Origin of the sequence: Prochlorococcus marinus XMU1412 (assembly GCF_017696315.1) — a bacterium.
Taxonomy (GTDB): Bacteria; Cyanobacteriota; Cyanobacteriia; order PCC-6307; family Cyanobiaceae; genus Prochlorococcus_A; species Prochlorococcus_A marinus_AF.
The window spans coordinates 353,344-368,927 of the sequence record NZ_JAAORJ010000001.1 but is presented as its reverse complement, the minus strand read 5'-3'; the positions used below and the strand labels follow the sequence as shown (position 1 = coordinate 368,927).

The following is a 15,584-nucleotide window of genomic DNA, read 5'->3' as shown; positions in this document are numbered from 1 at the left end:
CCCATAGGGGGGTTATTGCAAGTGATGGAGCGTATAAAACCTGTAAAAAAATTTGTAATTAATTTTTAGAATATTTCGTTCAAATGTTGCAATTCTCTGGCCTTGAGATGACAATCTGATCGTGGCATCTATCATTTATTAACACTTTATATAGTGTCTGAAGGGGATTTGAAAACAGCAAAGACACAACTGAAATGGATTGGGACACCATCGCTCGGACAGGGTAGGTCCAGTGGTGGTAATGCCGCAAGTGAAATTTTTGAAGCAGGTGGATCACAGAGAAAAAGATCACTGCTGGAAACTCTTGTCAGAGAAATCTGTCAGAACAGTCTCGATCAGAGAAGGGATAAAAAGGTGAAAATATTTTTTGATCTGATTGTGCTCAAGGGAGAGAAAAAAGAGAAATTTCTTAAATTAATCAACAGTGAAACTCTTATCCCTCACCTTTCATCAGTTAAAGGTTCAAGTGGAACTGCCCTCACCCTGAAGGCCGGACTTGAATCCATGAAATCATCTGATCTTGTCTGTCTGAAAATCAGTGATTACGGAACTGATGGTCTGACAGGTGATGACTGGGACGAGAAAGGAAATTTCCGTAAGCTATGTGTGCAGAATTTTTCAACCGGTAAAGAGTCTGGATTAGGAGGAAGCTTTGGGCTGGGAAAGGCAGTCAGCTGGATGCATTCAAGAATATTCACTGTTCTTTTCTCTTCAAGAATTGAAGGCAGAAAGAAATTAAGAATTTTTGGAAGAAGCGAAATTCCCGCTCATGAAATGGACGGAAAATCATGGCTTGATGGTGCCTACATGGGATCTGAAAGTGAAAAAGATGGAATTCCTATTGCAGAATCCACCTGGATGAAAGAAAGAGATGCAGAAAAAATTCTTCTCAATCGTGACAATGAAACTGAGTGCGGAACAACTATCCTCATTCCAACTTTTCATGAACCTGATCGTGATGATACCGGTTCATCAGGAATAAGAGATCCAGAGGAACTCTGCAGAGATTTCACAAAAGCTGCATCAAAATGGTTCTGGCCTGCAATCAGCTGGGAAAGACTTGATTTCAAAGCAAGAGTATTTCGGGAAGAGGGGAAATCAGCTGAATATATATCTGAAGCGCGTGCTGATGAAATATGGTCTCCATTCGTTGAGTGTGGAAGAGTAGAACCTTTTGAAGGTGCAAAATCATTATTCCCGGGCGACAGTTCCTCAATTGATGTTGAGTTTCCCATACCTAGACGAGTGGAACCCTCAGACAATCCTGAACTTCTTCATGATGAGCTTAAAAGTACTGTCAGACTTGGAGTTACAAGAGTCCCTTCCAAAGAGGAATGTCTGCCATGCCGATCAACTATTGCACTTATAAGGGGTTCTGGAATGGTTATTGATTATGCCGAAGGTACAAAGTTAAGTGATGGAGGTTCCTATTGTGCAGCTGCATTTGTAGGTACATCATTGAATGAGATTGCCGAATCTGACAAGACAGAGTTGAGCAGGGAAAATAACGCATTCGCTGAAGAATATTTCCGTGCAGGTGAACCAGTGACTCATGATGACTGGCTGCCTACAACAAGAAGACTGAGAGAAAGTTATACATGGAGAGGTCATGCTAACAGACTTAGAGGAATCAGATATGAACTAAGGCAGATCCTCATTCAGAACTTACTGACTTCATTTATTGCACCTCCTGATGAAGGACCAGAAATGCTTAAAAGAATGATTAATCTTGGCAGAGGAATTAAAGAAAAGAAAAGTCTATCCAAGACAAAAAGTTCCGCACTTGAAGTTGTTATAGATAGAGATCAATGCTCCTTCATTAAAAAAGCCAATGGATGGAGAATAGCCGGCGAATTAGTACGATCAGGTGAATCAATCAGAACTGCAAAAGTACATTTATCTTTCCAGAGCATTGCAGACAGTGGCCAGGGAGAAATGTGGGGAATAAGTGATATGAGAATTATGGGGAGTGAACAATATATTTCATATGACGATTCTGATTCAAGGAGATTTGTATTCTCTGCCGAAAACCAATTTTCATCAGTTCCTTTTGAGTGCATAGTAAAACCTCCATCCGGAGTCAACCCTGAAATTGCAGGCTTCAGGAAGGTAGGTTAATCATGCATTTTGTCCCCTGGAAAACAATAGATCTTGATGGAGCATTTCGAATAACAGCTCCAGACAGCATTTCTGAAGAGGTAATTCAGGAAGTAAGCAATGGAATTACTTTCAAGTTCAATGGCAAACTTGAAAAGACAAAACTTGAGATACTGCTAACTGCACCTTTTGAATGGGAAGAAACTCTTCATCCCTCAGAAAGGGAAAATCCTCCTGTTAAATTCATATGCCGTCTTATAAGCAGATCAACAGGTAGAAGAGAAATAATTGATTTAGAGGATGGTGGTGGTGGATTCTTTTTTTCAGAGACTTCCTATATACCTTTTTTAAATGGAGAAGAAGTCAGGGCAGAAGCACTTCTTGTAAGAACAGAACAATTTGCCGGAGAAAAATCAAGGAGCGGCTATGCCACAGAAATGGGTCAGATAATTGGAAGAAGTCTGATTCATACCATTCGTTTTGCTACCACCGAAGCTAATAATGACTCCATCTTCAACATAAAGTGGCAATCCTTTCCCCCTGAAAGTAAAGATCAGTTATGGAGATTAATCCCAAGTGAACCTCCAGTAATTGAAATGAATGCAGATGTGACTGCATCATTGAAAAAACTTCTGATGAGTAAGGCCTTGAGGAAAGATATCAATTCCCTTCAGAGAGATATCATCTTCACCTCAATTTGTTCCACTGTTTGGACCATGATTCTTTCTATTTCGATGAACTCCATCCAGAATATGTTGAATACAAACAATGACCTGAGCAGTGAAGAAATTGTTGAGCAATTGCCGCCATCACAACTTCAGACTCTATCTCTATTTTCGACAAATCTTCTAGAAACAAATATCTCTCCACATGAAGCGGTTATTGCTCTGGCCAATGAACTTAGGTCACCTGAGTCTTTTCAGAAATTTATTCTTAAAATGAGTTCCATAATTCAGCAGGAAACGAAGATTCTGGAATTGGCGGAAATAATGGCGAGAGGGTGCAGTTTTGAATCGGAGATTCCAACTAACCTTGAAAAAGAGGAGGTTGCATGAGCGAAAAACTATTCAGATTAAAAGCACCTCTAATCAGTAATGGACTTATTTCTGCTTTGAGGAATCCAGATATTGTGAGTATAGAGGAAGTGAAATGCAAGGTTGACCTTACAAATCTCTCAGCACTTATAGATCAACTTATTCTTGAAAAAGTTACTGGTGCGAGTCTGGATGCAAGATTAGTTGAGTGCGTTCATACAACATTCAAATCTCTGCCTTCTCATATTCTTACTGATATGAGGATGTGGCACTGGCTATGCGTAATAAGATATCCAAATATTCCGTGGCTTAGATGGAGAGGTAATATTCCGATTGATCCGGAAGATGGATTTACTGTTGGAACAGGAAAGAAACATGTTCCATCACTAAGATTTCTAGGGACATCATCAATAAATGGACATGGCAGAAATACTTTCTCGAGACTTTTTTTTGCCGCCGACAGGATGATGGAGAATGATCATTCTGACTATTCCCTGGTCAAAAAATTATTTACCAGTCAGGAACTTCATCTTGGGTTGAGTGATCGAGAATTTGGCCTGATTCCCAAGATAAATAGAATACTTACTGAAAAGCTAGTTGAATTACCCGACAGCAAAGTAAGAATTGCGATAAGAAAACTAAATTCCCTTGGAGGTTCAATATGTCTTGATCTTTTAAGTGAAGAGCAACTCCAGCAGTTAATTGATACTCAGAGTGAAGAGGTCGCATGATTCATAAAAATGCAGTAGGGAAAAGTGATCCACATAGATTAAGTCCTGTAAGAGGGCCTGCATCAGAACTTGAAGCACATGTAGATTCATGCAGTTTTGATGAACTTCCTGAATATGCAGCAAAAGTTCGATCAATAAAAAAAGTACCTTATTTTGCTGTTGACCTTTTTTCAGGTGCCGGTGGTTTAAGCCTTGGACTGCATCGTGCAAATTTTGATGTAATACTGGCCTGCGATATCAGAAACGATTCAATAATGACTCACAGGCATCACTTTGGTGGATGTTCATATGAATGCGATTTAAGCAAAAGAAAAGTAATTAATGAAATTTCAGAACAACTTAATAAGTGTGGAGAAATATCACTTATAGCAGGCGGACCACCATGTCAGCCTTTCTCCCGAAATATCAAATGGAGAAAACATAACGAAGAAGTTTCTGCTCAACATCATGAACTGAATGAAGATAGAAGAGAATTATGGGAATCATTTATTTCGATAGTGGAGCAGGTTAAACCAAAAGCTTTTCTAATGGAGAATGTTACTGATATTGCGCAGACAGGTGAGCAGGAAATATATAGATCAATCATTAATAGAGCTGAGAAAGCTGGCTATCGAATAAATCCTAAATTGATTTATGCATGGCAATATGGAGTGCCTCAACTAAGGCCAAGATTATTTATTTCCGGAACAAAAATAAATGAATGCGCTCCTATGAAATGGCCAAAGCCAAAATATGATTCTGTCGAAGAGGCAGTCACATTGAACGAGGCGATTTCAGATCTCCCTCCACTCAAAGGAGGATGGGATGAAAAGTGGGATGAAAAATATAGCTATGAAGGACCAAAAAACGATTATCAGAAATTAATGAGGAATTGGTTGGATATTGGTGATGAGATGATTCACGATCACCTTATAAGAAAAGTTAGAGAGGATGATCTTGAGACATTTAAATTGATGCGATCAACTGGGATCAAATATTCTCAATTATCAGAAGAGCAAAGAAGATATTCAGTTACGAGCAAAGCTTTCAGAGAAGGTAAGCAAGTAAAGCAAAGTCAGAAAATAAGTTTTGGTGATAAATACAATATCCTCAAACCTAACGAACCATGTCTGACAATAACTGCTCACATGTCAAAAGATGGTTATTGGTATATTCATCCCCACCAGAATAGAACCCTATCAGTTAGGGAAGCGGCAAGAGTTCAATCTTTCCCCGATGGTTTCAATTTTTATGGAGGGCCTTCAAATAGATTCCACCAAATTGGAGAAGCCGTTGCACCCATTGTTGCTTTTGAACTCGGTAAATCTTTAATGAAATCAATTAAAAATGAGAAAGAATTTACCCAACCTGATATAGTTCCCAAACTTAGAGAAAATCTAATTAACTGGTATGAATCAAATAAAAAAGAAGTTGAACTTATATGGACAAAAAAAAGGGAAGGAAGAAAAATAATTCCAAGCAATATAAGGGCATGGAATGCATGTCTTGGGAATTTACTTCCAGAGACTTTCAAAAAAAATACTAAAGAAAAAAATAAACCTGCGATCTTAGGAGATAAAGATCTTGAAAAAAGAAAGAAAGATACCTATCAAAGATTAAAAAACTTTTGGCCTACTCCTGAGATTTTTCTACAAGATAAAGCTAGAAAAATTAAAATAAAAAGTTTTAGTCTTGAGAAATATATCCCTTCACTAGAACTGCTTGCTGAAGAACTTACAAAAGATGAAATCGACTGGAGTGAAATCGCAAGAAAAGAATATGATTTGTTTTCCAGGAATTCCGTAAGAGGTGCTTTAGCTACAGTTGGATTAACCACAGAGATAAAACAATCCATAGGAATTAGCAGAATTATTTCACAGATAATGGATATCGATCATGAAATTTTAAAATTTAGCAATATGAATAGAGATATACATATAGGTCACTTATTAGAAACCGATAGAGAAGGAACAGGGTATTGCTCATTACTTGCCTTATCAAAACAAGGGAAAAAAGAGGAAATAATTGAAAAAATAATCAAAGCAAATTCGGCAATAAATTTTGATTCAAAAGATCAAATTTCTAAAATTCCAGCTTCTGATTCATCAATTGCCTCATGACAAAAAAAGTTCAATCACTTTTAAATGAACTTAAAAAAGAGACTTTGCGTTATAAAGAATTACTTGACGAAAGAACAAAAAAATTAACATCTCTAAAAAAACAAATTGATCATGAGCTACAAAAGGAATATGAAAAAGAATATCCAAAATCTCTAAATAATCAGAAGCCTTAACATCATGTTGAAAGATATAGAGAAAAAGTTTATTTTCAATAAATATTATTTATTTGCGAAGTGAGGAAGGAAATACCACCTAATGCAAACTCATTGATTATGAGTATGAGGAGCTTAGGTTATTCCTTAAATAATGCGGTTGCAGATATAATCGATAATTCTATTTCGGCAAAAGCAACAAAAATAGACATTATTTGTAGCTGGGATAATCAAGAACCTTTCGTTGAAATCAAGGACAATGGCATTGGTATGACAAGTGAGGAACTTGAAGAAGCCATGAGACTAGGAAGCAAAAATCCACTTCATGAAAGGGATAAAGAAGATCTTGGAAGATTTGGATTAGGACTTAAAACAGCTTCCTTTTCACAAGCGAAGAAACTAATTGTAAAAACAAAACAAAATGAAAACACATATGCGGCAATATGGGATTTAGATCTTATCGAGAAAGAAAATAAATGGTTTATGGATCTTGAAAAACTTGATGGCAAAAATGCATTTAAAGAAAAAGGTACAACAATAAGATGGGAAAAAATTGATACTTTAGAAAAAAAAGATAAAATAAATGCTCAAGAATATTTTGAATCAGTTACCAATCAATTAATAAAACATATAAGTCTTGTTTTTCATAGATACATAAGTGGTGATTATGGCAATAAAATTATTTTTACAGTAAACGGAAATATCTGTATTTCAGCAGATCCATTTTTCAAAGAAAAGTCAACTACTCAGCCAGCAGAAATCATAGCTAATAAATGCAAGGTCATATCTTATGCTTTACCTCATCACACTAACTGCACTTCTGAAGAATGGGAATATCATGGAGGAGAAGAAGGTTATTTAGAAAATCAAGGATTTTATTTATATAGAAATGGGAGATTAATTTGTAAGTCAACATGGTTTGGTTTAGCAAGAAAATTAGAAATGAGAAAACTTTGCAGAATATCCATCGATATTGACAATAGTTCAGATGCAGAATGGCAATTGGATGTTAAAAAAAGCAGGGCGACTCCTCCTCAACAAGTTCGTGGGAGATTAAGAGACTTAATACATGCCTTCTCAAGACCTGCAATAAAGAAATTTGCAAAAAGAGCTAAAGCTTTAATAAACAAGCAAAAGTCTCCAATTTGGGAAAGATTTGTTTCTACTGATAGACAAATAATTTACAAAATCAGCAAAGATCATCCATCCATAAAGTTTCTACTAAATTCTTTAAGCGAGGAATTAGCTGATGAAGCAGAAAAAATATTTTCTTTAGTAGAAAAAAGAATTCCACTGCAATTAATATCTTCTGATTATGCTGAAAACCCAAAAAATCTCATAACCGAAGAATTAACTATTAAAGAAATTTTAGACCACGCAAAAAATATTATTGATTACTACATTAAACAAGGTTTATCTGTGGAAGATAGTTATGATATTTTGAAAGGTATTGATATATTTAGAGAAAACTGGGAATCTATCAAAGACAGTTTATGAGAATTTTTAAATAAAGTGGATTTAAAAAAATTACTACAACGTCTATCGCAAAACCATTTACACATTGCTTTCCCTGGAGATTCATCTGAAGAAGCAATCGAACATTCCGTAAGGTTCAATTCTCAAGCACCAAATTTTTCTAGTTTAAACGAAGAAGATATTCAAGAAGTTATTTTAAAGATTCAGGAAATAGAAGGAATAGATATGGATATATGTTCGACGATTGAAGATGATTCTGAAAACTTTGAAGAATGGTTAACTCCTGAGAGGAAGCAAGTTTTAAATGAAGGATACTGGTCTAACTACAAAAATCTCTTATCCAAAAAAGGAAGTTTCTCTGATAACGTTCTAACAACAATAGGATTAGACACTGACAGGATAATATCTAAATGCGGAGACCCTGATCCAACAAAAAAAAATGGATGGGACAGAAAAGGATTAGTTATCGGATCAGTTCAAAGTGGCAAGACTGCAAACTATATTGCCTTGATAACCAAAGCAGCTGACTTAGGTTATAAAGTAATTATTGTTATTGCAGGAAGAGATAATAATCTTCGAGAACAAACACAAAAAAGAATAAATGATGGATTTATAAAGCCAAAGATCATTATTAATGATGTAAAAGAACCAGTTTCTATTACAGATAAATTTGACTTTGATGCTCCTGCTCTTGAGAGACTTAAATTTTCGAGAGATGAAAAACCAGTGGTCGCAGTAATTAAAAAAAATACTAACGTTCTTAACAACGTAAAAAGTTACTTTAGTAGCTCAAAATTATTTAGAGATGGGAAAATTAATTTACCAATGATATTGATTGATGATGAAGCCGATAATGCTTCAATAAATACAAAATATGGCAGCGATAATGATGACCCAACAAGAATAAATAAAGATATAAGAGAAATATTAAATATCTTTACCAAAAGTTCTTACATAGGATATACAGCAACACCTTTTGCAAATATTTTTATAGATCCTGATGATAAGGATGAAATGATTGGCGGGGATCTTTTCCCAAAAAATTTCATAACAAGAATTTCTCCTCCCACAAATTATTTTGGTCCTAAAAAAATATTCTTGGATGATGATCCATATAATTCAAATACTATTGAAAAAATAACTGATAATGAAGACTATATACCTCTTAAGCATAAGAAGGTTCTTGAGCCCAAAATCCCTACAAGCTTAAAAGAAGCAATAATAGCTTTTTATTTAGTAAATGCAATTTTTTATTTAAGGGATATTTTTGACTCTAAAGATGTCTCCATGATGATCAATGTTTCATTATTTACTTCTGTTCAAGAGCAATTGAAATTGGAAATTACAAGAGAAAAAGATAGGCTCGATAATTTATTAAGACATAATTTATTTTTAGAAAATGAAGATGCAAAAAATAGATTAAAGATTTTTGAAGATGTTTTTATCAAATATTATTCAAATAACATCAAAGAGAAATGGCCAGATATTAAAAATGCAATAAAAAAAACATATCTCAGAATAGAAATAAAATCTATAAATCAAGAGTCTTCTGATCCTGTTGAATATAAAGATGGCGATCCAAAAATAAAAGCAAAATCTTATATTGTAATCGGAGGCCACTCTTTATCAAGAGGATTCACAGTTCATGGGTTAGCCATTACATATATTTTAAGGAATACCCAAATGTGCGATACTCTTCTACAAATGGGTAGATGGTTTGGTTATAGAGATGGCTATGAGGATTTATGTAAAATCTGGATGACGTTAAATGCTATAGATTTTTACCAGTTTATTGCTGAAGAGGTGAATAATATCGGTGAACAAGTAAAACAAATGGAAAGGTTAAAAAAATCTCCATTAGAATTTGGACTTATGGTTAGGGATAATCCTCTCTCATTACATATAACTGCATTAAATAAAATGGGAGTTGGTCAGAAAAGGACAATAAATGTATCTCTGTCTTCAAGATTTATTGAAACAACTACTCTCCCAAAGGATAAAAATATCCTTAAACGAAATTTTGATCTTTCAAAGAAATTAATAAATGCTTTATCTCTTAATCAAAAAATATCAGTAGAAAAACATCATGGTTTACCAGGACTTTTATTTAAAGAAGTAAGTATTAATGATATTGAGGATTTTATATGTGAATTTGTGTCTAGAAGTCCTTTAACTAATCCCATTGAACCAATAATAAAATATATAAATGATAGATCGGATGAATTAAGTAGTTGGGATGTATTTGTAACCTCGCCTAGAAAAAAATCACGATATGCATTTAGGAATATTAAAGTCGGCGATATTTCAATTGGGACTTCAGGAAGGCAACTTATAATTGCATCAGATGACAAGATTAAATTTGCTAATGGAAAGATATCTGGAAGATATATTGAAAAAGTTGGGTTAAGTGAATTAGCGGTTGAGAATGAAATAAATAAATGGAGAGACCAAAACAGATTAAAGATCTTAAAAAACGAAATTGATAAAGATGGTTATCCTGATTCTATATTTAGAGTTAAAGGAAGAAAGCCATTATTAGTTTTACATTTCATAGATCTTTTTAAAGATACAGATAGTTTGAGATATTCATTCGAAGATAATGATTTCGCACATGCAACTTGGTCAATAAGTTTTCCTCCAACTAAAAAACATCAAGAAGCCACACAATATTTTGTTAATAAAACTTGGAGACAAATGAATTTCTTCGATAATTTAGAATCAAATGAACTTATTGAACTAAAAGGAAGCGATGGAAGTTAAAGAAAAAAACCCTTGGGGAAAAATACCACCTGGCAAAAAAGCTATTCCAGTTTTTACTGATCCAAAAATTCAAAGACGATTCCTTTGGGCTATTGATGAAGAAAAGAATCATTGCTTATTATTTGAAACCAAAGAAGATAAGACTATTATTCCTCCCAAAAAAAATTTACCTAAATTAAGAGGTCTTTCAATTAATGAAATTATTTCTAAAAGAAAATTCCTGAAAATTACTCTTTTAGACATAACACAATTAGAAATATTCGCAGAATTATGTTGCTTGCTTATTAATGCAAGTGTAAATGAAGAAAGTGAGCAGGGTACTTTATCAGTTCTTTTGAGAAGATGTTGGAGATGGGTTAATTTACTTGCAGGCAAAAGGGATAATAAGTTACCTAATTCTGCTCAAAAAGGTTTAATTGGGGAACTTTATTTTTTAAGTGAGATCTTAATAAATAAAAAAAATATTTCGCCTGAAATGGCTTTAGAAAGTTGGCAAGGGCCTTTAGGTGGAAGCAAAGACTTCGATTTAAAAGAAAATCAAATAGAAATCAAAGCAAAAAGAACTATTTCAAAACCAAAAATTAAGATTTCCTCTGAAGATCAGCTTGAAGAAAATCCGGAAACAAATTTATTTCTAGCAGTATTCGGTATTGATTTTTCTGAATCTAAAGAAAGCAAAGATCTTAGTGAATGGTGTTTATATGTTGAGCAAGAAATTGAGAAAAGAAATCCAAACTTAATTTCTCAATTTAATAATTTAATTTCAGAGTATGGATTCGATTGGGAGGATGATTACACAGAATCAAAATGGGAAATAAAAGAAATTGTTTACTATAAAGTTACAAATGATTTTCCAAAGATTGTAGGTAGTAAATTATCTTCGGGAATTGATGATGTTTCTTACTCTTTGGATATGAATGAACTAAAAGATTTTGAAATAAGTAAAGAAGATGTTCTCAAGGCAATTTAATGGAACAAACCTTAGAGGATTTTCACTCTCAATTAAGAAATGAAATATTAGTTGAAGCAGAAAGCAGCAACGAACTAACAGAAGATGCATTCTTTTATTTTTTTTCTGAAGACTTAATAAAAGCAGAAGTTATTCCAACTGCAGATAGATGTTTTTTTGATAAACCCGGATTAAAGATAGATGGTTATGGTGGCAATCCAATTGATGATGAAGGAACTTTAAGTTTAATTGTTTGTGATTTTTCAAATCAAGAAGAAATAGTTTCAATTAACAGAGCTGAAATTGACTCAATGTGTAAAAAAGCAATTAATTTCATCTCCAAATCATTAGATCCAAATTTCAGAGAAGAATTGGATATGACAAGTACTGAATTTGGATTGTCAGATCTTATTTCTACGACTTGGGATCAAATACAAAAAATAAAAATAGTTTTTATTACAAATAAATCTTTAAATATTAGAAATAGAGATTTTGATCCAATTCCAATAAATGGTATCCATGCAGAATTTGTACCTTGGGATGTCAATCGATTTTATGACCTAATGATTTCAGGTAAAGAAAAAGAGGAAATCATTATTAATCTAGCCGAATATGGCGGCTCTATAACTGCTCTTAATGCATCCAGTGCCAATAATGATTTTGAAAGTTATCTTTGCATAATGCCAGGATATACTCTTGCAAAAATTTTTAAAGCTTGGGGTAGCAGATTATTAGAACAAAATGTACGTGTCTTTTTACAGGCAAAGGGAAAAGTTAATAAAGGAATAAGGTCTACCATTGAGCAAAACCCAAACATGTTTTTTAGTTATAACAATGGCATTACTGCGACTGCATCAAATATAAAAAAAGACTTTAATTCAACTTCTGAAAAAGGAGGTCTTTTTATATCTTCAATAACTAATTTTCAAATAGTTAATGGAGGGCAAACTACCGCATCGGTTCATGAAGCTATCAAAAGAGGTTTCGAAGAAAACTTAAAAGATATTCAAATTCAAATGAAGTTATCAGTTATATCTAACGAAAGTCGAGCAGAAGAAATAGTCCCAAAAATTTCCGAATATGCAAATAGCCAAAATAAAGTAAATCATATTGACTTCACCTCAAATAATAAATTCCACGTGGATATGGAGAATTATTCAAGAAAAATTTTAGCTCCTCAAAAAACAGGCACTACAATACAATCTAGATGGTTTTATGAGAGAGCAAGAGGACAATACAATCAAGAAAAAGCATTGTTAAAATCTACGGGAGAAAAGAAAAAATTTGATGCATTAAATCCAAAGAATCAAAAGGTAACTAAAGACCAATTAGCAATAGTAATAAATACATTTTTATGCAAGCCTGATTTAGTAAGTAAAGGATCACAAAAATGCTATATAGAATTTACTCAAGCGTTTACTAAAAAACAGGAGAGTGAAGAAGGTAATAAGACATTTTTCGATGAAACATTTTTTAAATATTCAATGGCCAAAGTACTCATTTTTAGACGTTTTGATGAATTAGTAAAAAAAGCAGATTGGTATGCAGAAGGTTATAAAAGAAATATAGTTGCCTATGGAATTGCAAAATTATTACACACAATAAAGAGGAAAAACAAAGCGATAAATTACAACAATATTTGGAAATCTCAATCCTTGAATCAAGAATTAGAAAATACACTTCTAGAGGTGGGACGTGAAGCAGTAATACATCTCACTGAAGCAGAACGTCCCAAAAATGCTCCACTTAATACAGGAGAATATGCAAAGAGTTTAGATTGCTGGGAATTATTTAAAAAAGTACAAATAAATTTAAGTGAAGATTTTGAAAATACTTTATTAAATAAAGAAGAAGAAAAAAGTTTACTTAAAGAAGCATCAAAAAAACAAAAGTTAGATAACCAGCTTGAGACTGAAAATTATATCGTAAGTTTAGGTCCGGATTACTGGAAAAAAGTTCTCAAGTTTTGTATGCAAAAAAGAATAATTTCTCCTAGAGATCAGAATTTATTATATAAAGCAATTCAGGTAAGCTTTGTACCAGTTGATTGGCAATATCCCAGATTGATAAAAATCATTGAAAGAGCTAAAGATAGTGGATTTCAAAATTAATCTTTAAGAATTTTTTTTTAAATAAATTATTTTTTCCTTAAAATCTCTTCTAACTTAAGGAATAATATTTCTCTATTTTTAACTTCACATTCCCAAACAATGTTTGTTTTCCAACCTAAATTTTTTAACTTTTCTTGAGTTTTTTTATCTCTCTCAATATTTTCTTTAAACTTTTTTTCCCAGAATTCTCTCCTAGTTTTTGGATTAGAGGCATACTTACAATTTTGATGTCTATGCCAAAAACATCCATGCACAAAAATTACTGTTTTATATTTTGGCAGAACAATATCAGGAGAACCCGGTAAATCTTTTTTATGTAATCTGAATCTATATCCCATTGAATGGAGAAGTTTTCTTACAGTGATTTCTGGCTTTGTATTCTTCGACTTTATTGCAGACATATTCCTTGATCTCTGCTCACTCACCTCATGAATTACTTCACTACTCATCTAAAAAATTAATTTCTAAATAATATAACCAATATCAACATATAAGTACCTATATTCTGTACGTGCATTATGTGTTTACACACATCCAGTAAGTAGTAGCTTGTCAATTTCTTGTCTTTTAACCCTTCTACCCGTGTATTATGGAGGGGTTACGTAATCCCTTGCAATGATTGGGATCTGAGATACCATAAAAATTCCTATATTTAGTTTTTATGCAGATAAAAACCTTTCTATTCCCTCTTTTATTAGTCTTATCACAAATACCTCTTAGAGCTCATGATCACACCTTTGAAAGCTGGAACGCTAAACAGTGGGAAGATTATCCTTTTGAATGTGTAGAGACAGGAGCAACACCAGAATATACAAGGTGTTACGCAGAGAAAGCGAATAAAAGAGACTGGGATTTAAGACAGGAATTGAATGACGATAAACTATGGAAAGACTGGATGAGTGCTAGACGTAGGATTTGTTCTCACTACAAGTCAAAACATTTTGGGCAGGGAACAGTTAAACCCTTAATGATAATTTCCTGTGAAATGAGATTAAATACTGAAGCTGAAAGATTTTGTATTAGTGGAGAAGATAAGCAATGCGGATAAAAACAATCTTATAATTTAAATAGCTTGTCTTAAATAATGCCACTATCTTCATACCGCATGCATAAAATTTATCTTGCAGCGATCATGAATTATGGTCTTGGTTCTGATGATCTAGAAGAGTTGGCCTATTACAACAAGCTAAGAAAAGAAATGGATGAGATGGAGAAAGATGCCGTTAAAAAAGGAATACCCCTTACTTGGGATATTCCCGATGGAATGGATTAATGAATCTGAATACTTTTTTATTAATTGATGGGAGCCTAATGCTTATTGGTCTACCTTTGCTGATGATTCTAAAAGGCAAAAAACAGACTCCCTGAATATCTACTTAACTGCGAAAGTTACCCCCATTACGGCAGTGATATCTTTCTTGATAGTTGAAGTGTCATAAGAACCCCAGCTACTCACCTTCGTGGAGTTCGGAACAGTTATCTGAAAAACACCGGTGTTCACTCTCTTTAAACCACCTACTTCAGATCCTGCCTGAAGCGCAATTGCCTCAGCTCTGATTCGTGCATCCTTTGCCGCCTTCGCAAGCATGTCAACGCGTTTATCAGCCAGCTTTGAATAGGTGAATTCAGGACGACTTGGTTTCACCCTTACCCCTTTTCCAAGCAATTCTGTTATCTGACTATGGGTCTTCTGGATGTTATAAACATCCCTACTTTCAATCTCAATATTCTGATAAGTAATCCATTCAGTTCTAATGATTTCATTAGTCTTGGGATGCTTGGTTTTATATTCACTGATACTCGCGGGTCCAATATAAACATCCTGCTTTAAACTGTCCTCAATTCCATTGGCTTTAAGGAACTCCATTGTCTTATTAATGGACTGCTTATGCTTGGTAAATGAGTCAATCTGAGTTGTACCTGATGTCTTTACCTGGACTGACCATTTTGCGATATCACTCTCGAAACTTTCAGTACTTGCACCGGTAACAGTGATAGTATTCTCAACTGTTCTGAACCCTCTCACAAGGACCGTGGAAGCGCCTATAAATCCCCCGAGAGATAAGACAGCCATTGCGAAAACAAGGGGCGGTGTACGGCGTATAACGTCCAAAGAATCGCCTGGCAGCGACCTGAGTCTCTTAATAATTTTCATTGTCTATCAGTATGTGTGTA

13 protein-coding genes are annotated in these 15,584 nt (G+C 33.8%); 11 read left to right on the top strand and 2 right to left on the bottom strand.

Going from position 1 to position 15,584, the window contains the following annotated elements; all coding sequences use genetic code 11:
* The first annotated feature begins 153 nt into the window (after nucleotides 1–153).
* Genes HA152_RS02115 through HA152_RS02075 form a run of 9 tightly spaced genes read left to right on the top strand, consistent with a single transcriptional unit; the run spans nucleotide 154 to nucleotide 13,409 of the window.
* Nucleotides 154–2,118: a hypothetical protein gene (locus HA152_RS02115; protein WP_209133051.1), complete on the top strand. Its 1,965-nt coding sequence runs from the start codon at nucleotides 154–156 to the stop codon at nucleotides 2,116–2,118.
* A 2-nt stretch (nucleotides 2,119–2,120) separates the two neighbouring features.
* Complete coding sequence (locus HA152_RS02110) at nucleotides 2,121–3,152, top strand: hypothetical protein (protein ID WP_209133049.1); 1,032 nt, start codon at nucleotides 2,121–2,123, stop codon at nucleotides 3,150–3,152.
* Nucleotides 3,149–3,862, top strand: a complete 714-nt coding sequence (locus tag HA152_RS02105; protein ID WP_209133047.1) for a DUF6339 family protein — start codon at nucleotides 3,149–3,151, stop codon at nucleotides 3,860–3,862. The genes HA152_RS02110 and HA152_RS02105 overlap by 4 nt, the downstream gene beginning before the upstream one ends.
* Nucleotides 3,859–5,961 (top strand): DNA cytosine methyltransferase, encoded by a 2,103-nt coding sequence (locus HA152_RS02100; RefSeq protein ID WP_209133045.1) that lies wholly within the window; start codon nucleotides 3,859–3,861, stop codon nucleotides 5,959–5,961. Before HA152_RS02105 ends, HA152_RS02100 begins: the two co-directional genes overlap by 4 nt.
* Nucleotides 5,958–6,134: a hypothetical protein gene (locus HA152_RS02095; RefSeq protein WP_209133043.1), complete on the top strand. Its 177-nt coding sequence runs from the start codon at nucleotides 5,958–5,960 to the stop codon at nucleotides 6,132–6,134. The genes HA152_RS02100 and HA152_RS02095 overlap by 4 nt, the downstream gene beginning before the upstream one ends.
* 60 nt (nucleotides 6,135–6,194) lie before the next feature.
* The gene (locus HA152_RS02090) at nucleotides 6,195–7,610 is read left to right on the top strand and encodes an ATP-binding protein (RefSeq protein WP_209133040.1); all 1,416 of its coding nucleotides are present in this window, start codon (nucleotides 6,195–6,197) and stop codon (nucleotides 7,608–7,610) included.
* Nucleotides 7,611–7,625: 15 nt separating this feature from the next.
* Entirely contained in the window at nucleotides 7,626–10,349 is a 2,724-nt protein-coding gene (locus tag HA152_RS10120) for a Z1 domain-containing protein (RefSeq protein ID WP_209133038.1), read from the top strand.
* A complete protein-coding gene (locus HA152_RS02080; protein ID WP_209133036.1) occupies nucleotides 10,339–11,319 on the top strand; it encodes a PD-(D/E)XK motif protein in 981 nt (326 codons plus the stop codon). The genes HA152_RS10120 and HA152_RS02080 overlap by 11 nt, the downstream gene beginning before the upstream one ends.
* The gene (locus tag HA152_RS02075) at nucleotides 11,319–13,409 is read left to right on the top strand and encodes an AIPR family protein (protein ID WP_209133034.1); all 2,091 of its coding nucleotides are present in this window, start codon (nucleotides 11,319–11,321) and stop codon (nucleotides 13,407–13,409) included. The genes HA152_RS02080 and HA152_RS02075 overlap by 1 nt, the downstream gene beginning before the upstream one ends.
* Nucleotides 13,410–13,435: 26 nt before the next feature.
* Here HA152_RS02075 and HA152_RS02070 read toward each other — a convergent pair whose 3' ends face one another.
* On the bottom strand, nucleotides 13,436–13,858 hold the full coding sequence (locus HA152_RS02070; protein ID WP_209133032.1) for a very short patch repair endonuclease: 423 nt from the start codon (nucleotides 13,856–13,858) through the stop codon (nucleotides 13,436–13,438).
* 212 nt (nucleotides 13,859–14,070) lie between these two features.
* Here HA152_RS02070 and HA152_RS02065 point away from each other — a divergent pair, with 212 nt between their 5' ends.
* Together HA152_RS02065 and HA152_RS02060 are read left to right on the top strand one after the other, a co-directional pair.
* The gene (locus HA152_RS02065) at nucleotides 14,071–14,457 is read left to right on the top strand and encodes a hypothetical protein (protein ID WP_209133030.1); all 387 of its coding nucleotides are present in this window, start codon (nucleotides 14,071–14,073) and stop codon (nucleotides 14,455–14,457) included.
* A 36-nt stretch (nucleotides 14,458–14,493) separates the two neighbouring features.
* Nucleotides 14,494–14,682 carry a hypothetical protein gene (locus tag HA152_RS02060; RefSeq protein WP_209133028.1) on the top strand — a complete coding sequence of 63 codons (189 nt, stop codon included), beginning with the start codon at nucleotides 14,494–14,496 and terminating at the stop codon, nucleotides 14,680–14,682.
* A 99-nt stretch (nucleotides 14,683–14,781) separates the two neighbouring features.
* Here the strand turns inward: HA152_RS02060 and HA152_RS02055 are convergent, their stop codons facing one another.
* On the bottom strand, nucleotides 14,782–15,564 hold the full coding sequence (locus tag HA152_RS02055; RefSeq protein WP_209133026.1) for an SIMPL domain-containing protein: 783 nt from the start codon (nucleotides 15,562–15,564) through the stop codon (nucleotides 14,782–14,784).
* Between the last annotated feature and the right edge of the window lie 20 nt (nucleotides 15,565–15,584).

What these genes read in the sequence shown, in the direction of transcription:
- HA152_RS02110 (WP_209133049.1), top strand. Translation starts at nt 2,121, where the DNA reads ATGCATTTTGTCCCCTGGAAAACAATAGATCTTGATGGAGCATTTCGA.
- HA152_RS02105 (WP_209133047.1), top strand. Translation starts at nt 3,149, where the DNA reads ATGAGCGAAAAACTATTCAGATTAAAAGCACCTCTAATCAGTAATGGA.
- HA152_RS02100 (WP_209133045.1), top strand. Translation starts at nt 3,859, where the DNA reads ATGATTCATAAAAATGCAGTAGGGAAAAGTGATCCACATAGATTAAGT.
- HA152_RS02095 (WP_209133043.1), top strand. Translation starts at nt 5,958, where the DNA reads ATGACAAAAAAAGTTCAATCACTTTTAAATGAACTTAAAAAAGAGACT.
- HA152_RS02080 (WP_209133036.1), top strand. Translation starts at nt 10,339, where the DNA reads ATGGAAGTTAAAGAAAAAAACCCTTGGGGAAAAATACCACCTGGCAAA.
- HA152_RS02075 (WP_209133034.1), top strand. Translation starts at nt 11,319, where the DNA reads ATGGAACAAACCTTAGAGGATTTTCACTCTCAATTAAGAAATGAAATA.
- HA152_RS02070 (WP_209133032.1), bottom strand. Translation starts at nt 13,858, where the DNA reads ATGAGTAGTGAAGTAATTCATGAGGTGAGTGAGCAGAGATCAAGGAAT.
- HA152_RS02065 (WP_209133030.1), top strand. Translation starts at nt 14,071, where the DNA reads ATGCAGATAAAAACCTTTCTATTCCCTCTTTTATTAGTCTTATCACAA.
- HA152_RS02060 (WP_209133028.1), top strand. Translation starts at nt 14,494, where the DNA reads ATGCCACTATCTTCATACCGCATGCATAAAATTTATCTTGCAGCGATC.
- HA152_RS02055 (WP_209133026.1), bottom strand. Translation starts at nt 15,564, where the DNA reads ATGAAAATTATTAAGAGACTCAGGTCGCTGCCAGGCGATTCTTTGGAC.